The following is a 21,664-nucleotide window of genomic DNA, read 5'->3' as shown; positions in this document are numbered from 1 at the left end:
TCGGATTGAGGATCACATGGCAAACGGCATGTTCAATCGGTACGCGACCCCCGGCCGCGCGGTCGATCAGGCCCAGTACGACGAAGGCCTGCGTCAGCACATGCTGAGCGTGTACAACTATATGATGGTTGGCCTCGGCGTGACCGGCGTGGTGGCCTTCGCGACGGCCATGCTGGCTGCCTCCAACCCGGCCTTCGCGCAGGCGCTCTACGGCTCGCCGCTGAAGTGGGTGGTCATGCTGGCCCCGCTCGGCTTCGTGTTCTTCCTGTCGGCGAAGATCCACTCCATGTCGATGTCGACGGCGCAGATGACCTTCTGGGCCTTCGCCGCGGTCATGGGCCTGTCGCTCTCGTCGATCTTCCTGGTGTTCACCGGCGCCAGCATCGCGCGGGTGTTCTTCATCACGGCGGCGACCTTCGGCGGCATGAGCCTGTGGGGCTACACGACCAAGCGCGACCTGTCGGGCATGGGCTCGTTCCTGATGATGGGCCTGATCGGCATCATCATCGCCAGCGTGGTCAACATCTTCATCGGTTCGACCGCCCTGCAGTTCGCCGTGTCGGTCATCGGCGTCCTGGTCTTCACCGGCCTGACCGCCTATGACACGCAGCGCATCAAGGAAGAGTACAGCGAAGGCTACGGCTCCGAGTCGCTCGGCAAGATGGCCCTGATGGGCGCCCTGTCGCTGTACCTGAACTTCATCAACCTCTTCACGATGCTGCTGTCGCTCTTCGGCAACCGCGAATAAACAAGCCGCATCGGGCGTCCCCGACGCCGACGGTTGTTGAGGAAACCCGGGCTTTCGAGCCCGGGTTTTTTCATGCGCGGATGCCGTCGTCCGATGCCGGCCCGAAGCGAAGGAGTTCCTCGATGGTGTCTATGCCCTAAAGTATATGTATTATCCTATTACCAGAAGGTCATGGGGTATGCATACCGGGATATGATCAGCGTAAGTCGTTCCCTTTTCGCTTCCACCCGTCCCCGCGGCGGTCTCGGCGATCCCGCCTGCGACCGGATGGATGGCCCGGCGCTTGAACGGGCCGGACGGCGCCGGGCGCTCAAGGTGACCATCGCCTACGCGCTCGCCGCCGCCTTCTGGATCCTGCTGTCCGACGCCCTGCTGAACCTGTTGTTCGGGAACGCCGCGTCCCTGGTCCTGTCCCTGTCGCAGACCGTCAAGGGCCTGACCTTCATCCTGATCACGTCGCTGCTGCTCCACGCGCTGATCCGGCATATCGGGTCCGCCGCGCGCGCCGAAGTCGTCCTGCGCCAGGATCAGGCGCGTCTCCTGGTCATGCTGGAGAACATGCCGGTGCTGGTGGCAGCCTTGGACGAGGAGGGACGGCTCGCCCTCTGGAACCGGGAGGCGGAGCGGATCACCGGCTACAGCGCCGCGGAGGCGATCGGCAACCCCCAGCTCCTGTCGCAGCTGCTGCCCGATCCCGACTACCGCCGGGCGACGGCGGCCACCTTCCGCCGCGCCGACCTGTGCTGCCGCGACTGGGAGCGGCAGATCACCTGCAAGGACGGGCAGGTGCGCACCATCGCGATCTCCTGCATCGCGCGTGATTTTCCCATCGCCGACTATCCCGGCGGCTGGGGGATCGGCGTCGACGTGACCGCGCGCCGCGCGCGGGAGCGGGAGCTTGCCGAAGCCCGCGACGCGCTGGAACACGCCCGCGCCGAAGCGGAAGCGGCGAGCCGCGCGAAGTCCGATTTCCTCGCCCTGGTCAGCCACGAGCTGCGCACCCCGCTGACAGCCGTGATCGGCTTCGCCGACGTGATGCGGGCGGAGTATTTCGGCCCCTTGGGCTCGCCCCGCTACCATGATTATTGCCGCGACATCGAAACCAGCGGACGTCACCTGCTCAGCCTGATCGACGGCATCCTCGAGTTCGCCAAGACCGAGACCGGCCGCTACGTGCTCACCGAGAAGGAGATCGACCTGCCGGCCCTGGCGAGCGGTGCCGTCCAGCTGCTCGGCGACCGGCCGTCCAGGAAAGGCATTTCCCTGACCGTCAGGATGGACCGGCACATGCGGGTCCGGGGCGACGAGATGGCGCTGACCCAGGTCCTGGTCAACCTGCTGGGCAACGCGGTCAAGTACACGCCCCCGGGCGGGTGCGTCGAGCTGTCGGCCGCCCCCGACGGGTTCGGCGGGCTGGCGCTCGTGGTCGCCGACACCGGTATCGGCATCCCGTCGGCGGAACTGGCCACCGTCCTGGAACCGTTCAGCCAGGCGAGCAACGCGGGCAGGACGGGCGAGAGCGGGTCCGGGCTGGGGCTGTCGATCGTGCGAACCCTGGTCGACCTGCACGGCGGCCTCCTGTCGGTCGACAGTCACCTGGATGCCGGCACGCGGGTGACAGTCCGCCTTCCGGCGGAGCGGGTGCTCCCTTTCCCCTGACCTCACGGTAGGCTAAGGTTATGTGAGTGTTCAGCACCCTCATCAACCCGGGCCATGCCGATCTCCGCGACGACACCGCCCCACGCCCCGAAAGCCGCGCGCCGCATCCTCGTGGTGGAGGACGAGACCCTGGTGGCCATGGATCTCGAGGATATGCTGATGTCGATCGGCTGCGAAGTGGTCGGCCCGGTCGCCAAGGTCGCCCGCGGCCTGACCCTGGCCCGCGAGGAGCCGCTGGACGGCGCCATCCTCGACATCAACGTGGCCGGCGAACTGGTCTATCCCATCGCGGAGATCCTGGACGCCCGGGGCATTGCCCTGGTCTTCGCCTCCGGATATGACCGAGGCCTCAGCGTTCCGGCCCATCTGGCGGACTATCCACGGATCCGGAAGCCCTACACGATCCAGGACATCGAGCGGTCGGTCGACGGCTTCACCCGAAGCGGTTGAAGGCGACCGGACGGCTCCGGGGCTTCAGGGGGATTTCAAGCCGGCTTCGGTATGCCGAGATGGGCCAGGATCGCATCGAGGCTCCGGTTCATCTGGAACTGGTTGTCGATCAGCGTGGCCTGCCCGTTCTCGAGATTGGTCAGTTGCCTGGTATGGGTCGCCAGCATCTCGCCATGCTCTCCCAGGGTCCTGGTGTGCTCCCCCAGGATCCTGGTGTGCTCGTTCAAGGTTCTCGTGTGCTCATCCAATATCCTGGTATGCTCATCCAATATCCTGGTGTGCTCATCCAGCTTTCTGCCGTGGTCGTCCAGCTTCCTGCTGTGCTCATCCAGCTTTGTGGTGTGGTCGTCCAGCTTCCTGGTGTGCTCCGCCTGGACGTCCAAAATCATGTCGACCTTCTGCCCGAGGCTTAAGGTGCTGACAGCCAGACGTGTGACCCTATCGCCGTCGCTCATCTTCAACTCCAAGATTCGTCGTTATTTTACACGCGACCGCCGATCAGGTCCACACAGATGCGTGATTCCCGGCATTATCCCGGCACTAAATGCAACCTCAAGCCACCGTGTACCTACCACTGCTCGCGTATTGGCCGATAAAGCAGGGTCGTGCGTTTTTTCGCCGCTCCCTGTCGGCCGAGGGCATACTCGTCCGTCCTCGGTTGCAGGACCATGAAAGGACCCGAGATGCTCTACGCCATCCTTTGCTACGATTCCGAAGACGTCGTCTGTTCCTGGACGAAGGAGCAGGACGACGCCGCCATGGCCCGGCTCGGAGCGGTCCAGCGGAAGCTCGCAGCCGAGGGGCGGCTGGGGCCGGTCGCGCGCCTGCTGCCCACGACGGCGGCGACGACCGTCCGCAAGGGCGCCGAACCCCTCGTGATCGACGGCCCCTTCGCCGAGACCAAGGAACAGCTCCTGGGCTTCTACATCGTCGAATGCGAGACGCTGGACCAGGCGATCGAGACCGCCGGCGACCTGGCGCGCGCCAGCAGCTCGTCCGGCGCCTACGAGCTCCGCCCGCTCGCCGTCTTCCGGCCGGGAGACCTCGGGGCGTGACGGACCTCGCCTGGATCGACGCGGCGCTGACCGCGGCGCGCCCCCAGGCGCTCGGGGCGCTGCTCCGCTATTTCCGCGACCTCGACGCCGCCGAGGAGGCTTTCCAGGAAGCCTGCCTGCGCGCGCTGGGGAACTGGCCGCGCAAAGGTCCGCCGCGCGACCCCGCGGCCTGGCTGATCCTCGTCGGGCGGAACGCCGCGATCGACCAGGTGCGCCACCGGGCGAGGCAGCAGCCGCTGCCGCCCGACGAGCTGATATCGGACCTGGAGGACTCCGAAGCCGCCATGGCCGAGCGCCTGGACGGCTCGCACTACCGCGACGACATCCTCAGGCTCCTGTTCATCTGCTGCCATCCCGGCCTGCCCGCCACCCAGCAGATCGCGCTGGCGCTCCGCATCGTTTCCGGCCTGCCGGTCAGGCGGATCGCCCGAGCCTTCCTGGTCGGCGAGAGCGCCATGGAGCAGCGGATCACCCGGGCCAAGGCCCGCATCGCCGGCGCCGACGTGCCCTTCGAGGCGCCGGGTCCGGTCGAGCGCGCGGAACGGCTCGCCGCCGTCTCCGCCATGATCTACCTGGTGTTCAACGAAGGGTATTCCGCCGCCGGCGAAACGCCCCGGCGGGCGCCCCTGTGCGACGAGGCGATCCGGCTCGCCCGGCTGCTGCTGCGGCTGTTTCCCGCCGAGCCCGAGATCATGGGGCTGACCGCCCTGCTGCTGCTCCAGCATGCCCGCACCCCCGCGCGCTTCGACGCCGCGGGCGCCGTCGTGCTGCTGGAGGACCAGGATCGCGCGCTCTGGAACCGGGAGATGATCGCCGAGGGGCTGGCCCTGATCGACAAGGCGATGCGCCACCGGCGGACCGGCCCTTACCAGGTCCAGGCCGCCGTCGCGGCGCTCCATGCCCGGGCGTCCCGGCCGGAGGAAACGGATTGGGCGCAGATCGACCGGCTCTACGCCACGCTCGAGCGGCTCCAGCCGTCGCCGGTCGTGACGCTCAACCGGGCCGTCGCGGTCGCCAAGACCCGGGGGCCGGAGGTTGCCCTCGCTCTGATCGAGCCGCTGGAATCCCGCCTATCCGGCTATTTCCATTTCTTCGGGGTCAAGGGCGCGCTCCTGATGCAGCTCGGCCGCGCCGACGATGCCCGCTGCGCCCTGGACCGGGCGATCGCGCTGGCCAACACCGCGGCGGAAGCGGCCCATATCCGGCAGCATCTCGACCGGCTCGTCCCGGACACGGACCCGTAAGGAATCCGCGCCGGGAACGGCCGGTTCCCGTCACGCCCCCGCGAACAGCACCAGGAGCAGCAGGCCGGCGCTCAGCGCCAGGGCGATCTCGAGGCCGAGTTCCACCCGGCCGAAGCCGCGGCGGCAGTCGCGCACGGAAGTGAGAACCTCGGATGCGAATTGCTGGGTGGTCATGGCGAACTCCGTTCTTTTTGTTCTTCCGCCAGCCTGGATTCTGTGTATCCCGCTTTGCGCATGGCTTTCTTCAGGTCCTCCCAGGCGAGCCAGATGTCCGCCGCATGGACGGCGGCCTGCTCATCGCCCTCGGAACCGGTGGCGTGATGCCGGAAGTAGTCGGCCGCTCGGCGCATCCGCTCCGCGAGGGTGCCGGTGTCGTCCCGGATCGTTTCGGTCCGCAAGGCGGTTTCCCGTTCGGCAAGCCAGGTTTCGATTTCCGCCACTTCGGCCTGGGTACAGGCCTTGCGCAGTTTCTCCGGGATGACCGGGGCGTCCTTGTCGATCTTGCCGACCACCTCGGACCGGCCGCGCTTGACGGCGGGGTCATAGGTGGTGCGGATGACCTGGATGACGCGGCGGCGCTCGCGGAACTGCATGCTGGCGGAACTCTCGAACCGGGCGGGCCGTCCTATGCGGTCCGAACATGGGCAGTATAATGCGCCGATCCGGGCCGCATATCAAGCCCGCTTCCGGGCCGTATAACACCTTTTTGCGGACGGAAGGGTCCGTCAGCGGCCCCGCCGCCCGGCCAGCGGCCAGTCGTTGCTGATCGAGAAGTTGCGCGCCAGGAACCGGTAGGTGTCCTTCAGCAGCGCCTCGATCTCGGGAGACCGCTCGACCGTCACGGCGGCCCACGGATTGATCATCTCGTCCCACAGCATCAGCCGGTGATGCAGTTCGTCGCGCATCTCGCGGATGAACTTGGTCTGGGCGCCGATGTTGCGCAGCACGGCCAGGATCTCGCCGGTCTGCGCGTCGGCCTGGGTGAACATGCTGTCGAAATCGGCCAGCGGCGCCCGGATCAGCACCTGCATGCGGAAGATCTCGTTCCGCACGCCGGGTTCGCGCTTGTAGAGCTTCGACAGGATGCCCAGCTGCGCGCCGATATACTGCACCCGGGTGTACCGGTCGCGCAGCGCCTCGATGTAGGACAGCTCGCGGGCCAGCTTGTCGATCATGTCGACGACTTCCTGCTTGCGGTCGGTGCCGATGCCCAACTTCTCGGCCGCGCGGGAGAAGGCCTCCTGCACGCGGGCCTTGGTCTGCGGGTCCTCGGACAGCTGCTCCAACTGGGTCAGGTCGACCACCTGCGTCTCGCCGCCGCTCAGCCACGACACCAGCTGCATGGTCAGCCGGTTGCGCGCGATGGTCCGGTGCTTCTCCTCGACCGTCCAGGAGGCGGTGCCGTCCAGCAGTTCGTGCGGGATCGAGTCGTTCGGCCGGATCTCGCGCACGTAGCGCAGCGCCTTCTCGACGATGCCCAGCAGCTTGCCGTCCTTGGTGTCCGCGTTCAGGTCGAACTCCGACCGCAGCACCGGGATCGCGATCGACCCCTTGAGGTCGCCGAGCGGGATGTGGAACGCCGCCTCCTGGGTGTTCTTGACATAGGAGAAATACCCCCCGTCCATCGAGAATACCTTGTGCTCGAACTGGAAGGTCTGGCTTCGATCATCGGAATCAGGGTCCGCCGCCGGCGTCGTGCCGGTCGCCTGCGAAAGCTGGTCAGCCGCGGTCATGGCCCGAAAATCTTCCATCCGATGGTGGTAACCACAACCCCGTTTATACATCGCCGGCGCGGTTACGGAAAGCACGGCTTTCGGGATAGCGCGGCCCTTCGCCCAGTCGGCATGCGACAATAGGCCGTCCGCCCTGTTAGGATGCCCCTACGGCCCGCCGTACCGGAAGCAAGCGCGAGACCCCCATGGACAAGAGCACTCCCCAGGCCATCCACCTGAAGGACTACGCCCCGCCGCCCTACCTGATCGATACCGTCGATCTCGCCTTCGACCTCGGCGAGGAGGTGACCCGGGTCCGTTCCAGGCTGGCGATACGGGCCAATCCCAATGCCGCCTCCCCCGCCGGCACGCTGGTGCTGGACGGCCAGGACATGCGGCTGGTCTCGGTGGCGCTCGACGGGCGGACGCTGGACCCGCCGGAATACTCGGTCGGACCGGAGAGCCTGACCATCCCCGGCCCGCCGGAAGCCTTCTCCCTCGAAGTGGTGACCGAGCTCAAGCCGCAGGAGAACACCTCCCTGTCCGGCCTGTACCGGACCAGCGGCAATTTCTGCACCCAGTGCGAGGCCGAGGGCTTCCGCAAGATAACCTATTTCCTCGACCGTCCCGACGTGATGGCGCGCTACCGCACCACCATCACCGCCGACGCGCTGAAGTATCCGGTGATGCTGTCCAACGGCAACCTGGTGGCCTCCTCGAAGATGGAAGGGGACGGGCGGCACACCGTCACCTGGGAGGACCCCTTCGCCAAGCCTTCCTACCTGTTCGCCCTGGTCGCCGGCGTGCTGGTCCATGTGGAGGACACCTACGTCACCCGCTCCGGCCGGACCGTGACCCTGCGGATCTATGTCGAGCCGGGCAACCAGGACAAGTGCGGCCACGCCATGGCCTCGCTGAAGAAGTCGATGGCCTGGGACGAGGAGGTGTTCGGGCTGGAATACGACCTGGACATCTTCATGATCGTCGCGGTCGGCGACTTCAACATGGGGGCCATGGAGAACAAGGGCCTCAACGTCTTCAACACCAAGTACGTGCTGGCCAAGCCGGAGACCGCGACCGATACCGACTTCCTGGGCGTCGAGGCGGTGGTGGCGCACGAGTATTTCCACAATTGGACCGGCAACCGGGTGACCTGCCGCGACTGGTTCCAGCTCAGCCTCAAGGAAGGGCTGACCGTGTTCCGGGACCAGGAATTCTCGTCCGACATGCATTCCCGCCCGGTCAAGCGGATCGCCGACGTGCAGCGCCTGCGCGCCGCCCAGTTCCCCGAGGACAGCGGCCCCATGGCGCACCCGGTGCGCCCCGACAGCTATATCGAGATCAACAATTTCTACACGACCACGGTCTACGAGAAGGGCGCCGAGGTCGTGCGCATGATCCACACGCTGCTGGGGGCCGATGGCTTCCGCAAGGGCATGGACCTCTATTTCCAGCGCCACGACGGGCAGGCCGTCACCTGCGACGACTTCGTCGCCGCGATGGAGGACGCAACCGGCAAGGACCTGGGGCAGTTCCGCCGCTGGTACTCGCAGGCCGGGACGCCGGAGCTTGCCGTGACCGGGGAGTACGACGCCGCCGCGCGCACCTACCGCCTGACGGTGCGGCAGTCCTGCCCGCCCACGCCGGGCCAGCCGACCAAGCTGCCGTTCCATATCCCGCTGGCCCTCGGCCTGCTCGATCCGTCGGGCGCCGACATCCCCCTCCGCCTCGCGGGCGAGCCGGGACCCGCCGGCACCTCGCGCGTGCTCGACGTGACCGAGCCCGAGCAGGTGTTCGAATTCGTCGACGTGCCGCGGCAGCCGGTGCCGTCGCTGCTGCGGGGATTCTCCGCCCCGGTCAAGCTGCGCGCCCCCTATACCGACGACGACCTGACCTTTCTGATGGCGCATGACGGCGACGCCTTCAACCGCTGGGAGGCGGGCCAGACCCTGGCGACCCGGCTGCTGCTCGACCTGGTCGCCGACCGGGCGGAGAACCGGCCGCTGGAGCTGTCGCCCGGCTTCATCGACGCCTTCTCCCGGATCATCAGGGACCCGGACCTCGACCCCGCCTTCGCGGCGCAGGCCCTGACCCTGCCGTCCGAGGGATATCTCGGCCAGCAGATGCCGGTGATCGACGTCGACGGCATCCACGAGGTGCGGACCTTCGCCAGGCGCGCCATCGCCGGGCGGCTGCGCGACGACCTGCTCGCCACGTACCGCGCGATGGGCGGCAACGAGCCCTTCTCGATCGACGCCGCCGCGATCGGCCGGCGCGCCTTGAAGAACCTGGCACTGGGATACCTGATGGCGCTTGAGGACGCCGAAGCGGTCGAGCTCTGCGTCGGCCAGTTCCACAACGCCCAGGCCATGACCGACGTGATCGCGGCGCTGGGCCTGCTGGCGGACACCCGCCTGCCTCAGCGGGAGGCGGCGCTCCGGCGCTTCTACGACCTGTGGAAGGACGAGCCGCTGGTGGTGGACAAATGGTTCTCGATCCAGGCCATGTCGGAACGGCCGGAGACGCTGGACGAGGTCACGGCCCTGCTCGCCCACCCCGCCTTCGAGATCCGCAACCCGAACAAGGTCTACGCCCTGATCGGCGGCTTCGCCGGCGGCAACCCGGTGCGCTTCCACGACGCGGGCGGCGGCGGCTACCGGTTCCTGGCCGACCAAGTCCTGGCGCTGAACCGTCTCAACCCGCAGGTGGCGTCGCGCATGGTCAAGATGTTCGCCCGCTGGCGCAAGTACGACCCCCAGTGCCAAGCCCTGATGCGCGCCGAGCTGGAACGCATCGTCGGCACCCCCGGCCTGTCCCGCGACGTGTTCGAGATCGCGTCCAAGAGCCTGGAAGCCTCCTGACCCGGCGGCCGGGATTTCCCCGGCCGCAGGACCACCCTCGCTTGTCTTGATCATCGAACCTGCGCGGACAACCCGATTCTCACGAGTCCACCGGATAAGCATCAGGGCGCATGTCGACGACAGGATCGCTCTTTTTTATCAAAGATTGTCTTGCAAATGCCCGCGGTGGTAAGCAGTATCCGGCATCTTGTGCGACAGGCTCCGAACGGGAACCCGTCCTCATGCACGTCAATATTGATATTCCCGAAAGAGACACGCTTCCAAGTACGCTCGAACGGGATGAAGGTGGTGGAATGACCGTGCCAGTCGTGGACAAGCCCGGCAGCAGGGATTTCGCTTTGATCGATAATGGTATGGAGCCATGGGATCCCGATCAGGCCGAGCGTGACGAGTGCATCCGGGTGATGGAACTCAACGCCACCTCCCAGAACAGCAACGAGAACGCTGGCGTGGCGGTCGATAGCATCGTCGATGTCACCAGGCGTGTCGCTGCGGGAAACCTCACCGTCGCAGAAAAAATAAACAGCCTGCTCGACTGATCGGTTTGCCGGAATGACGTCTCCGCTCTGCTCGGACCCGGCGAAAGCCATGGATCTCGCGATAAATCTCCAGCGCGCCACGGGCAAACTGCTTAGAGAGCGCATGGACATTCGGGCCGATCTGTCCAGGCAACTCTTCCTCGACATCGCCGTGAACTGGTTTCGGGACTTTGACCGGATCAAGCTGGACGAAACCAAGGGTGTTCGTCCGGCCCGTCTGATCGCCTACCTGATGTTCTGGATCAGGAAGGTCAAGCCGGTGTCCGCAGCCTACCGGGAAGCCGACATAAGAGCAGCGCGGTCGTCTGGGCACGCGGTACCCTCTTCCAAAGAAATCGTCGATATAAACGAGCGCGTAGCCATCCTTCTCGCGTTCGAGTGCCTAGCGGATTTCGCACAAGGCAAGTCGATCTTCGTCTACGATGCCTCGCAGGGCATGGACAGGCCGTACGTCTACGACAGAGCCAGGTTCGACGCCGCGGTCGACAGGTACCTGAACCAGAGGCTCGGATCGGATGGCAAGTCCGTGCTCCAGACCCTGATCCGCGACATGCGCTACAAGGCTTTTGGTCCTCACAATCTGGTCCATCTCATGGACCAGTTCGTTTTCAGGCTGGTATCCGAGTAGCGAGGGCCATCCGCTTTCGCCAGCGGCATGCCCCGTACAGGCGTCCGCCCAACGGGGACATCATCCTGTTCACTAACCGGCGATATGACGTCGAACCAACAAACCCTTGAAATCGTTGAACCGGTTCGCATGTGCTGATTGGCACATGCCACACCGGAGGCGACAAGGGTCTGGTGGCCCTCCTGGTCTTCAAAACCAGCGGCACGCCCCAAGCGTGCGGTGGGTTCGATTCCCATCCGCCTCCGCCATGCACCGGCGCATCGGGACAGGCGGGATGCACCTTCGCCATAGGGCCGGGTATCCTGATGGCTATGTGACAAAAACAAGTCGGTAGGCTGAACATATCTGAAAGGGTGAACGTTCCCCGAATGAGTTTGTTAGGAAGGGGCTGCGGCACATTTTTCAGGCACATTCCGAATGTATGCTACGCTTATGAAGAAACCCGGCCCTTCGACCACCGCCTCCACGGCCGGCGCGTCCGACCGGAAGCTCGTGTGGGTGCCGAACGTCCCCACTCCCGTCGTCCTGGTCGAACTGTTCGAAGGATGGGCCCTGGTCGAGGACCCGTCCGGGCAGGTCCACGCCGTCGATGCGGATCAGGTCGAGTACGCCGAGCCCGCCTGATCCGCCCTCCCTCCGTTCAATCCCAGCGCCGGTTGACCTGCGCGGTCGCCAGCCGCAACCCCTCCTTCGCCTCGGCGCTGCCGTAGACGTCGGCAAGGCGGCGGAAGGCGGTCTCGGCCTCGGCGAAGCGGTTGCTCTTATAGAGGCTCCACGCCTCTATCATGGCGAGCGACCGGTCCTCGGGGGCGAGGCGCTTCACCTGCGCGACCAGCCGCAGCGTCTCGCCATACTGTCCCCGGTTGAACGCCGCCAGGGCGTCCTGGCTCACGATGCCGGCCTCGATCCGGGCGGACTTCTCCGGCGCCACCGCATGGGCCTCGACCACCGCGCGGGCCTCGCGCGACAGGCCCTGGGCGTTCTTCGCCAGCGCCAGTCCCTGGGCCGCGTCGGACGCCCGGGCCGGATCGGAGCCGGCCTGCTTCAGGGCGGCCTCGAAGGCGCGGGCCGCCTCGGCATGCCGGTCAAGCTTCATCAGGGTCCAGCCGCGCAGGCTCTGGCCGGTCGCTGCCTCCGGGCCGCGGCCGGGTTCGGTCAGGCTCAGCACGGTCGCGTAGTCGCCCGCCTTGAAGGCCGCCGCGGCGCCGGAAACGCCTCCGCCCTCCAGGACCTGCTTCAGCTTCGGCGCCTTGCCGGCCCAGGCCGCGGCGAGCGTCCGGGCCTCCTCGGCGCGGCCGAGCTTCTGGTAGGTATAGACCAGCCCTTCCGCCGCCTTTGCCCCGTCCTTGCCCGAAGGTTTCCAGTCCAGCGCCGTCTTGAACCAGGTTCCGGCCTCGTCCCATCTCTTCGCGTTGAAGTGATGCCAGCCGATCGCCTGGGCGGCGCGCGCATCGCGCCGGTCGCGGGCGGTCCGGCCGATCCAGTCCAGTTCGGCCGCGTCCGAGCGCCCCTTGGCCAGCCGGCCCAGCGCCTCGCCCAGCCTGTCCTGCGCCGCCGCCGTCCGGGCGCCGGCACCGCCCGCATTGCCGGCCCCGCCGAAATCCTTCTGGATGGCGGCGAAGCGGACCTGCTGCTCGGCCGATTTCGGCAGTTCCGCCTCCTGCTCGATCAGCGCCTTCAAGGCCGCCGTGTCCCGGTTGGCGAGCGCCTTCTGAAGGGTGGACAGGCGCAGGTCGGCGGTCGGGCACGTCGCCAGGGCGCCGCCGTAGGTGACATAGGCCGCCTTGGCGTCGCCGGCCTTGAACTGGGCCTCCGCCAGGTCCCACAGGTTCTCGACGTGGCGGCAGGTGAACAGCTCGGGCTTGCCGGCGGCCAGCTCCACGATGGCGCCCCAGTCGCCGGCGCCGCTTGCGGCCGCGACCGCGTCGCGGGTGCGCCGGGCGTCCACCAGCTCGGTCAGGCGGGCCGGCGGCGTCCAGCCGGGATTGAGGCTGCGCAGGATCGCGGTCTCGCGGTCCACCGCCGCCAGGTCGCCGCGCTCCCAGCTGGCCCACAGCCCGCGCTCGTCCACCGCCGCCGCCTTCGGGGCGAACAGGTCGGTGGGCGGCGACCAGCCCGGATGCAGCGCCTTCAGGCGGCGGATCTCGTCGTCCACCCGCTGGTAATCGAAGCGCGTGGCGTAGGCCCGCAGCAGCGAGACATCCACGTCGGCGCCGGCCTCCTGCCCCTGGAGCGCCCCGTCCGCGGGACCGGCGCGCTCGACCGTCAGGTCGACGGTCACGCCCTGGCGCATGGCGCGGTAGCGGTTGTCCAGCTGGGCCTCGGCCGAGGCGGGGAAGACGGCGGGGGCGGCGGCCAGCAGCAGGGCCGCCAGGGCGGACGCGGTCCGCGGAGCGAGGGAGCTCATCACATGAACCTTTCGGAGAAAGCGATTTTCGTGAGCAGAATGAGGGTGGCGGAGTAATAGTCGTCGGTATCGCCGACGCTCGGCAGCATGGGCAGCGCCTCGCCGCCGAACCGGGTCAGCACGCTCACCGCCCGGCCGCCGCCGGACAGGCCGTAGGGCGCCTTGGCACCGGTGGCGAGGTCGACCGTCGCCGGGATGAAGGGGGCGCCGTCATGGCCGCTCCACCAGGAGACGACGGGCCGGTTCAGCGCGTCGGCGTCGTCCAGGCCGCCCCAGATCGCGTAGAGCGGCACGCGGATCGCGTTGAAGCCGAAGACGGTCTCGAACCCAGACGGAAGCCGCAGCTCGGTGCCAGCCAGCTCGACCCAGTCGGGCGGCAGCCCGGCCTCGCCGAACCGGGCCCGAGCGACCAGGGCCCGGCCGCTGTCCGACACGGCGCGCCACAGGTCCCGGTCATGGCGGCGGGCGAACGCGTCCAGCGCCGGGAAAACCCAGTAGGACGGGTTGAGCACCACCGACCCGTCCCGGACGAAGCCCTCCGGGCCGGGCAGCAGGACCTTGCCGAGGGAGGTCTCGACCACCAGCCGGTCCCGGACGTCGTCCAGGATCGCCAGCGCCGCCGCGCCGTAGCCTTCGTCCTGCCACAGGTCGGCCGCCCGCAGCAGGCCCCAGGCGATCAGGATGTCGCCGTCGGACGCACTGTTCAGGTCGGTCGCCCTGGCCGGTCCCGTCTCCCATTTCCAGGCGAACAGGTGGTCGCCGCGGACCTGCAGGTTCGCCGCCGTCCACCGCCACAGCCGCTCGAAGGTCTCCCGGTCGCCATAGGCGGTGGCCATGATCATGCCGTAGCCCTGGCCCTCGCTGTGGCTGATGCCCTTGTTGCCGGTATCGGCCACCCGCCCTTCCGGCAGGACGAAGCGGGTCGCGAAGGCCTGCCACTCGGACCGGTGGAGGGGAGAGCCGGCCGATGCGGCGCCGGCGCCCCCGAGGGTGGCGCCCAGCAGCGCCAGGATGAGGAGGATCTTCCGCATGGCTCAGGAGTCCTGCCGCCGGCTGAGCGCGGCCTGGGTCAGGACCGTCATCACCAGCAGGCCGGCCAGCGCCAGGAAGGTCCAGGCCACCGGGTTGCGGGCGAACAGGGCGTTGACGAACAGGATGCGCTGGCCCCAGCTGTCCGGGAGGGTGCCGACGCGATAGCTCTCCTCGGCCGCCCAGGACTGCATCGCCAGGGTGCCGGGGTTCCAGGCGACGGTGCCGCCCGACAGCCGGTCCCACAGGGCCGGCCGGACCAGGGCCGCGATACCCTCCTCCACCGCCGCGCCGGACGCCGCGGTGACCAGGGTCACGGTGCCCTCCGGCCGTAGCGGGTTCTCGAAGGCGGTCATCAGCGCGCTGCCCTCGTCGATCGCCGACAGGCTCGACGCGGTCCGTCCGTAGCGATCCGGCCACAGGGCCTCGCGGAACTCCCGGGACATCTCGGCGGTCCAGTCGATCGCCTGCTCCACCACCCGGAAATCCGCCATGGAAGCGGTCATGGTTCCCCGGGACGCCCCGGGGGAGGCGGTGACCGGGACGCCGCCCGGGCCGGAGGAAAGCCCCGTGAGGAACGGCGACGCCGGTTCGAACGGCGAGAGCGCCGGGAGCAGGGCGTCGCGGACCGTGCCGGCGGCCGCCGGCAGGCCCGACGCGATCCGGCCGTCCAGGGCGCCGGCCGGGCCGACCATCAGCACGTCGCCCGCGTACCGGGAGGTCGACCCGATGGCGAAATTGTCGATCGGATGGCCCGCCGTCCGCGCCAGCTTGGCCAGCAGCGTCCAGGCGCCGCCGATGGTGGCGTCGTCTTCGGCGGTCAGCACCACGTCGAACTCCCGGCGGGGGCCGGAACGGGCATCCGAGACCCCGGTATAGGGAAAGCCGCCCGACGCGAAGAGCTGCAGGTCCGGCAGCGAGGCCACCCGCGGCATGTCCGGGATCGTGACCACCGACTCGCCGGAGATCGCGACGCTCCTTCCGGCGCCCGGGCGGACCAGGCACCCGGAGGACCCGTCGCTGCCGATCATCGGCTCGAAGGCGATCGTGTTGGTGCCCGGCCGCAGCCGGTCGATGGGCAGCAGGACCCGCTGCTTCGTGACGGTCGCGCCGTGCGGATCGTTCAGGGCGACCATGGAGGCGTAACGGCCGTTGACCAGCACGTTCACGACGGAATTGGGCGACAGGTTCGGCGCGTAGGTGTAGTCCAGCTCCAGCAGGATCTTCCGGCCGCCGGCCGGCAGCGTGTCGGCCGGCAGGTTCAGCTCCAGGCCGGTGCGCGCCTCGGTGCCGTTGCTGATCCCGCCGGAAACCGTCTGCAGTTCCCGGAAGCGGTAGCTGCGGCCGGGCTCCTGCAGCGGGCGGGCGCGCCGCTCGGGCTGCCGGACCGCCGCGGCTTCCCAGTCCGCCGCGGCGGGCAGGACCGCCGACGGGTCGGCGAACGCGCTTGCCGCCGCCAGGACCTCGGCATCGTTCCGCCCGGTGACGATCAGCAGCGGACCGGCTCCCGGCATGCCGCGCAGGGCGACATGGGGCCCGGCGACCATGTCCAGGTCGCCGATGCCGGCCATCTCCAGGTCGCCGAAGGCGGCCATAAGGCCGCGCAGCGCCTCGACGGTGCCGATCAGCACCTTGCCGTCGCGGCCGGCCAGCGTTCCGGCTTCCGCCGTCCGGTGGCGCACCGCGATGCCGCTGTCCGGCATCCGCAGGGAGAAACCCTGGGCGACCAGGGCGCCGGCCTTCAGCGTGGCCCCGGTCCGTCCGGCGGGGGTCAGCAGTTCGATCCGCTCGGCGCCGGCCCCGAAGAAGGAGGCCGGGTCGGTCAGCCCGGCAAGGGTGCGGTCGCGTCCGTCATGGAGCGTCTCCAGCGCGATGTAGGAGTTGGCCGGATCGAGCCGGGTCCACAGCGCCGCCGAGCTGTCGGCGTCGCACCCCCGGCTGTTCTCCTGCTGGACCCACAGGGACAGCTGGTTCTGCCCGGGCACCAGGAGCTCAGGCGGCAGGACGATGTCGGCCCGCAGCGCGTCGTCGCCGCCGGTCAGCGGCAGCTGGGCGATGCCCTGTTGGTTCAGGTAGACCCACATCCTGGAACGTTCGGACACGACGGCGTCGGCGGTCTGGTAGACCAGCCGCAGCCGGGCGTCGCGCACGTCGACACCGGCCTCGACCGGCACGCGGAACTGGAGCTGACCGGCCTGGCCGCGCAGTTCGAGCTGGCCGCCCTGGTTGTCCACCGCCCGCAGCGGGATCACCCTCAGGTCGGTACCGGCTGCGGCCGGTTCGGTGACGGCGGCGGGTGCGTTGGCGGCGGTGGCGGCGGCCCCGGCGGCGCTCGGATACAGGACGGCGCCCAGACCGATCATCAGGGCCATCTTGGCGGTGTACAGTCTGTTCACCATGATCTCATTCCTCTGGAGATACTTCCCCGGAGCCTTCGGCCCCGGGAGTATTCGGCTGGTCAGCGACCGGCCTGCTGTTCGAAGGAAGCGGCGCCCAGGGCCTGGGCCCGGCGGGAGGAGGGCCGGGCGGCACCCGCCATCGCCAGCGACCGCTTGAGACCGCGCAGGAACAGGCGCAGCACGCCCACCAGGATCGGGACCCTCTTCCGGCGGCCCTCCTGGAACGCGACCCAGACCGCGCTGTCGCCATAGCACAGGCGGACCAGGTCGCCGTCGTCCTCGGCGTCGCGCGGCATGTAGCGGACGTCCAGGACCAGGCCGTGCCCCGCGGCCGGCGCGCTGCCCACGACCATCACGGGGATGCTGCTCAGCTCGTCGCGGCCCGGCACGACCAGCTGTACCGCCGCCTTGCCGCCGGCGAGCGCCAGGGCCTGGGCCTGGATGCCCTCGACCAGGATGCGGCCGGTCTCGATCGTGGTCTCGACCAGGGTCGCCCGGACCGCGCCCTCGGGGGTGATCAGGTTCAGCGGCTTGGACCGGGGGATGGCGCCGGCCACCTGGTGGCGGGCCCGCTCGTACATGACGCCGAAGGCGCCGGTCGCCAGCACGATGTTGACCAGGTGCCAGACCATGACGATCATCAGGTGCTCCCGCTCCAGCGGGAAGTGGATCCAGCGGTAGACGCCGATCGCGGTGGTGCCGAGCAGGATCGCGAGGATCACGGCGAAGGGCTTGGCCAGCTGGGAGACGAAGTCCTGGTCCACCGTCTCGGCCTTGGGCGTCACCTTGAAGGTCGGCTTCCGCGGATTGACCAGGACCGAGAGCAGGGCGCCGAAGGTGAACACCGCCTGGAGCAGTTCGTAGAGGTCGGAGACGAAGGGCCGGCGGTGCCTGCCGAACAGGTAGTTGCTCATGGTCAGCGAGCAGACCACGTGGAAGACCGCGAAGGCGTAGAATTCCTCCAGGTTCGCCTCGAACACCTTCAGGCCGAAGACCAGGTAGAACAGCGGCGCCACCAGGAAGACCAGCCGGGCGAACGGGAACAGCCAGAAGGTCGAGCTGCTGAGGTAGCACAGGCGCTGGGCCAGCGTCAGGCCCCGCTTGAAGGCCGGGTTCTTGAGCAGCAGGATCTGGAACATGCCCTGGGCCCAGCGGGTCCGCTGCACGACGAAGGACGAGAAGGTCTCGGGCGACAGGCCGGCCACCATCGGGCGGTCGACATAGATGCTCTTGTAGCCCCTCGCGTGCAGGTCCAGCGCCGTCTCCGCGTCCTCGGTGATCGAGGTGCCGGCGATGCCGCCGACCGACATCAGGTGCGACCGGCGCAGCACGGCGGCCGAACCGCAGAAGAAGGAGGCGTTCCAGCTGTCCAGGCCCTTCTGGATCACGCCGTAGAACATCTCGTTCTCGCCGGGCTCGGAACCGAAGGTGCCGAGATTGTGCTCGACCGGGTCGGGATTGATGAAGAAGTGCGGCGTCTGCACCAGGAACAGGTCCGGGTCCTTCAGGAAATGCCCGACCGTGCGCTGTAGGATGTCCTGGGTCGGCACGTGGTCGGCGTCCAGGATCAGGATCAGGTCGCCCGACGTATGGGCCAGCGCCGCGTTGATGTTTCCGGCCTTGGCCGAGTTGTTGCGCTCCCGGGTCAGGTAGTTGACGCCCAGCTCGTCGCACAGGGCCTTTAGGGTCTCGTGGCGGTCCAGCGCTTCGGCCGCCTTGCGTGGGTCCGCGTCGGAGCGCTTCTGCACGGTGCCGCCGTCGTCCAGCAGGTGGATCGCCAGCTTTTCCGCCGGATAGGCCACTTGGGTCGCCGCCATCAGGGTGACGCGCAGCAGCTCCGGCTCCTCGTTGTAGCTCGGCACCAGGATATCGACGGTCGGCAGCCGGTCCGGGTCCTGCGGCAGCGGCGCGTCGGCCCGGTTCAGCGGCCGGATATTGACGAACAGGCCGAGCATGTAGACGACCATGCCCTGCAATTCGGCCAGGTACAGCAGCAGGCCGGCGACGAAGCCGGAGCTGTCGACCGGCGGGATGGTGTAGAGCGTGCGCCAGGTGAAGTACCGGATCGACACGAAGGCGACCAGGAGGACCAGCAGGACGCGGACCGCGCCGACCGGCTTGAACAGATGCAGCACGGCGAGCCCGGCCAGCGCCGCGGCGCCGAGCAGGTACTGGCCTTCGAGCCCGACGTCCTGGGCGGCGAACCAGACCAGGGCCGCGGCGTGGACGGTCCACAGCAAGGTCAGGGCCAGCGGCGTGCGCCGGTGCGGCGCGGGTGCCCGGCGGACCGCGCCGGCTCCGGCGGGCCTTGTCTTCTTGGCTGCCGCCGCGGTGGAGATGAGATGGTTCATGTCAGGTGTCCCGGCTCACAGGTCGAGGCGAAGGGAATCGAAGGCCGCGATCAGTTCGGCCGGCTGGGCCCGGGCGTCGCACACCCGCATCTGGATGCCGGCGCGGCGCGGCGCCCCGCCGCCGACCTGGCGCAGGTCGGCGCCGTCGAGCACCTGCCAGGCCAGGACGCATTTCGCCTGCCCCGGATAGTCCGCCGAGACGTACCCGTAGAGCCCGTAGCCGTTCTTGCGGATCTGCGGTTCGCCCTGGAGGACGGCGCGCGGCAGCATCTCGCCGATCAGGCGGTTCAGCGACGCCGGTTCCATGGCGTAGCGGCCGACCTTGGCGGCATGCACGTCGGCCTGGAAGATGCTGGCCGGGCCGTAGTCGAAGGCCGCGACCAGCTCGTTGTCTCCCGGCACCGCGGTGTTGTTCGGGAGCGTCAGCGTCTGGACCAGCTCGCCCTGGGAGGTCCGGAACTCGCGGGCCGCCAGGGCATCCGGGGACGCCGGGGCGTCCGGGGAAGCCGGGGCGGCGAGCGCCACGCGGGCGCGGCCCGGCTCGATCGGCACCCATCGGCCGACGTCGCCGGAAACCGCGGCGGCCGGATACGGGTCGGGGTTGGTGACGCAGGCGGAAGTCAGCAGGGCGGCGGTGATGGCCGAGGCGCTGGCGATGCGGCGGAGGATTGGGTTCACGAGATGCTCCTGGGGAACCTGGGCTGGCCGGCGCCGATCACCTGTGTCAGGTCGGTCACCGCCTTGCCGAGCCGGTCGATCTGTCCGTTGATCCGGGCTTCGTGGTCGTTCCGGTCCTGCGGCTGGTCACGAAGCACCATGGCGCGCATGAGGTCGAGAAGCTGCTTCTCGCGGCTGTCCAGGAACTGCAGGAACAGCTTCGTCGTCTCCAGCGCGCCGTCCTGGGGCGGAGCCGGCGGGGGCGGAGCCGGCGGGGGCGGAGGCGGAGCAGGCGCCGGGGCCGGAGCCGGCGTCTCCGCCGCGGACCGTGCGCGGGGCGGATCGGCGGCCGAATCGGGCTCGGGCTTCCGCATGTCGGCGGGATCCGCGGGCTCGCCGATCGCGGCCATCGCCTCGATCGACAGCCGGTGGTACTCGGCGCGGAAATCGGCCCCGCGCTCGCGTGCCCGGCCGATGGCACGGGCGAAACCGGATCGGGCGGGACCGGGCTGGTGCGGGATCTGGGCGAAGCTCGCGGGCTGGTGGACCGCGATGCGCCGGTTGACCGCATCAAGCGCCTGGTCCAGCAGAAGGGACTCTTTCGTGTTGGAAACGGTCCGGGACTCGGTAGGCATTGGATACTCCTTCACGCGTTCTGGTCGCCGCCCTCCAGGGCGGCCCGGCGCTGCGCCAGGGCGGGTCCATGGCGCCAGGCGAAGATCGCGGCCTCGGTTCGGTTGCGGCATTGCAGCCGCGCCAGCAGCTGGCGCACCAGGAGCTTGGTGGTCGGCAGGGTGGCGCCGATGGCGCCGGAGATCTCCTCGTCGGTCATGCCCTGCTCAAGGAGCGGCAGCAGCGCCAGGTGCGCCGCGCCCAGGGTGTCCAGCAGGCTCAGCCGGTGCTGGTCGGCGGCCATGACCGAGATCATGGCCGGAGCGACGATCGCGTAGCCGGCGGCGGCCAGGTTCAGCTTGGCGCGCAGGTCGTCGGCCGAGCCGCTCCAGACCAGCCAGCCGTCGAGCAGGGTGACGAACTCGCGCACCCGGCCGAGTTGGCTCGGCATGAAGACGCCCAGCGTATGGATGCCGCGCATCAACCCGGCGTTGCCGCTCGAAATGATGTCCTGGAGCCGGTCGAGGGAGCGCACGCTCAGCAGCAGCGTCTCCGAACTCCAGCGAAGCGACTCCAGGTCCTGCAGCCCGTCTATCCGGCGCACCTTGAAGCCGATGATCTCGGTCAAGGCCGGCTGGACCTGTGGCAGCGCCGTCAGGCAGCGCTTGAACGCCGCGAAGCTCTTGCCGGTCTGACCTTCCGAATTCGGACGAAGTCCGGGCGTGGCGGCGCCGCGGGCCGCAGATGACAGGTTTGACACTCTACTGTCCTTTGGGTTGCTGTAATGTCGACGTGCCGGCTGATACTTGCTTCTCGGCTGCGTCCATTGTTGCTGGTAGGCTGGTTTGCTCGTCCTGTATTCACCGATCGAACGGTCGGGATCGCCTATCCGTTCGCACCATCTTTGTACCAGCTCTAATCCGAAAATGCGGGGAGAACATGAAGCATTTTAATTATTTTTTAAGCTAACCCGCGAGCTAGTTGCAGGTGCCATGGATTCTCTCAAAAGGGGTATGATCCTGCACGGAGTGGTAGCACTGCCCGGAACGTTGTCCATCGGACCATGGCTGTCCGGCCCGCTTGTTGTTCACTGCTCAAAAAGATGAGCTATGTACAGACGCGCCCCTTTTTCCTCATGCCCGGACTTGATCCGGGTATCTCCCTGCACGGCGGCGCTGATGGAGTCTGCAAGCGATGACCGGGTCAAGCCCGGTCATGACGATAGAAGGGTAAGTGCTCTGCCGGAAAAGCGCCGCTCGGTTGATCCGGCAAATGCGGTGCCGGACCACTGCGGACACGATCCCCACCTCCCG

General features: G+C 68.3%; 20 protein-coding genes and 1 tRNA gene. 10 read left to right on the top strand and 11 right to left on the bottom strand.

What is annotated here, in order from left to right; all coding sequences use genetic code 11:
* Positions 1-16 precede the first annotated feature (16 nt).
* The 3 genes from JL101_RS00895 to JL101_RS00885 all read left to right on the top strand — a co-directional run bounded on the left by JL101_RS00895 (position 17) and on the right by JL101_RS00885 (position 2,857).
* Positions 17-748, top strand: a complete 732-nt coding sequence (locus JL101_RS00895; RefSeq protein ID WP_201074783.1) for a Bax inhibitor-1/YccA family protein — start codon at positions 17-19, stop codon at positions 746-748.
* Between the two features lie 192 nt (positions 749-940).
* On the top strand, positions 941-2,407 hold the full coding sequence (locus JL101_RS00890) for a PAS domain-containing sensor histidine kinase (RefSeq protein WP_203096675.1): 1,467 nt from the start codon (positions 941-943) through the stop codon (positions 2,405-2,407).
* A gap of 54 nt (positions 2,408-2,461) precedes the next feature.
* Positions 2,462-2,857 (top strand): response regulator, encoded by a 396-nt coding sequence (locus JL101_RS00885; protein WP_203096674.1) that lies wholly within the window; start codon positions 2,462-2,464, stop codon positions 2,855-2,857.
* Between the two features lie 35 nt (positions 2,858-2,892).
* Here the strand turns inward: JL101_RS00885 and JL101_RS00880 are convergent, their stop codons facing one another.
* Positions 2,893-3,312: a hypothetical protein gene (locus JL101_RS00880; protein ID WP_228435229.1), complete on the bottom strand. Its 420-nt coding sequence runs from the start codon at positions 3,310-3,312 to the stop codon at positions 2,893-2,895.
* Positions 3,313-3,525: 213 nt separating this feature from the next.
* Here JL101_RS00880 and JL101_RS00875 point away from each other — a divergent pair, with 213 nt between their 5' ends.
* Complete coding sequence (locus JL101_RS00875; protein ID WP_228435228.1) at positions 3,526-3,912, top strand: YciI family protein; 387 nt, start codon at positions 3,526-3,528, stop codon at positions 3,910-3,912.
* Entirely contained in the window at positions 3,909-5,156 is a 1,248-nt protein-coding gene (locus JL101_RS00870) for an RNA polymerase sigma factor (RefSeq protein ID WP_228435227.1), read from the top strand. Before JL101_RS00875 ends, JL101_RS00870 begins: the two co-directional genes overlap by 4 nt.
* Positions 5,157-5,186: 30 nt before the next feature.
* On the opposite strand, the gene JL101_RS00865 is transcribed toward JL101_RS00870, so the two are convergent.
* The 3 genes from JL101_RS00865 to JL101_RS00855 form a co-directional block, all read right to left on the bottom strand.
* Positions 5,187-5,330 carry a hypothetical protein gene (locus JL101_RS00865; protein WP_203096671.1) on the bottom strand — a complete coding sequence of 48 codons (144 nt, stop codon included), beginning with the start codon at positions 5,328-5,330 and terminating at the stop codon, positions 5,187-5,189.
* Entirely contained in the window at positions 5,327-5,749 is a 423-nt protein-coding gene (locus tag JL101_RS00860; protein ID WP_203096670.1) for a hypothetical protein, read from the bottom strand. Before JL101_RS00860 ends, JL101_RS00865 begins: the two co-directional genes overlap by 4 nt.
* 132 nt (positions 5,750-5,881) lie before the next feature.
* Positions 5,882-6,889: a hypothetical protein gene (locus JL101_RS00855; RefSeq protein WP_203096669.1), complete on the bottom strand. Its 1,008-nt coding sequence runs from the start codon at positions 6,887-6,889 to the stop codon at positions 5,882-5,884.
* A gap of 185 nt (positions 6,890-7,074) precedes the next feature.
* On the opposite strand from JL101_RS00855, the gene pepN reads away from it, so the two are divergent.
* The 5 genes from pepN to JL101_RS00830 all read left to right on the top strand — a co-directional run bounded on the left by pepN (position 7,075) and on the right by JL101_RS00830 (position 11,520).
* On the top strand, positions 7,075-9,729 hold the full coding sequence (pepN, locus tag JL101_RS00850) for an aminopeptidase N (RefSeq protein ID WP_203096668.1): 2,655 nt from the start codon (positions 7,075-7,077) through the stop codon (positions 9,727-9,729).
* Between the two features lie 110 nt (positions 9,730-9,839).
* Complete coding sequence (locus JL101_RS00845; protein ID WP_203096666.1) at positions 9,840-10,268, top strand: hypothetical protein; 429 nt, start codon at positions 9,840-9,842, stop codon at positions 10,266-10,268.
* Between the two features lie 49 nt (positions 10,269-10,317).
* A complete protein-coding gene (locus JL101_RS00840; RefSeq protein WP_203096664.1) occupies positions 10,318-10,896 on the top strand; it encodes a hypothetical protein in 579 nt (192 codons plus the stop codon).
* A gap of 155 nt (positions 10,897-11,051) precedes the next feature.
* Positions 11,052-11,144: transfer RNA gene (locus JL101_RS00835), tRNA-Sec, on the top strand.
* Positions 11,145-11,313: 169 nt separating this feature from the next.
* Positions 11,314-11,520: a hypothetical protein gene (locus JL101_RS00830; protein WP_203096663.1), complete on the top strand. Its 207-nt coding sequence runs from the start codon at positions 11,314-11,316 to the stop codon at positions 11,518-11,520.
* 16 nt (positions 11,521-11,536) lie between these two features.
* On the opposite strand, the gene JL101_RS00825 is transcribed toward JL101_RS00830, so the two are convergent.
* From JL101_RS00825 to JL101_RS00795, 7 genes are read right to left on the bottom strand one after another with little or no spacing between them, the layout of a single operon-like run.
* Positions 11,537-13,303, bottom strand: a complete 1,767-nt coding sequence (locus JL101_RS00825; RefSeq protein WP_203096661.1) for a hypothetical protein — start codon at positions 13,301-13,303, stop codon at positions 11,537-11,539.
* Complete coding sequence (locus JL101_RS00820) at positions 13,303-14,334, bottom strand: glycosyl hydrolase family 8 (RefSeq protein WP_203096659.1); 1,032 nt, start codon at positions 14,332-14,334, stop codon at positions 13,303-13,305. The genes JL101_RS00825 and JL101_RS00820 overlap by 1 nt, the downstream gene beginning before the upstream one ends.
* A gap of 3 nt (positions 14,335-14,337) precedes the next feature.
* Entirely contained in the window at positions 14,338-16,731 is a 2,394-nt protein-coding gene (locus JL101_RS00815; protein WP_203096658.1) for a cellulose biosynthesis cyclic di-GMP-binding regulatory protein BcsB, read from the bottom strand.
* Between the two features lie 59 nt (positions 16,732-16,790).
* A complete protein-coding gene (gene bcsA / locus JL101_RS00810; RefSeq protein ID WP_203096656.1) occupies positions 16,791-19,082 on the bottom strand; it encodes a UDP-forming cellulose synthase catalytic subunit in 2,292 nt (763 codons plus the stop codon).
* A gap of 15 nt (positions 19,083-19,097) precedes the next feature.
* Entirely contained in the window at positions 19,098-19,760 is a 663-nt protein-coding gene (gene bcsN, locus JL101_RS00805) for a cellulose biosynthesis protein BcsN (protein WP_203096655.1), read from the bottom strand.
* Entirely contained in the window at positions 19,757-20,374 is a 618-nt protein-coding gene (locus JL101_RS00800) for a hypothetical protein (protein ID WP_203096654.1), read from the bottom strand. Before JL101_RS00800 ends, bcsN begins: the two co-directional genes overlap by 4 nt.
* Positions 20,375-20,385: 11 nt before the next feature.
* On the bottom strand, positions 20,386-21,111 hold the full coding sequence (locus JL101_RS00795) for a helix-turn-helix domain-containing protein (protein ID WP_203096652.1): 726 nt from the start codon (positions 21,109-21,111) through the stop codon (positions 20,386-20,388).
* Positions 21,112-21,664 lie beyond the last annotated feature (553 nt).

It is taken from the genome of Skermanella rosea (assembly GCF_016806835.2).
Classification (GTDB): Bacteria; Pseudomonadota; Alphaproteobacteria; order Azospirillales; family Azospirillaceae; genus Skermanella; species Skermanella rosea.
This window is presented reverse-complemented; position numbering and strand designations above follow the sequence as displayed.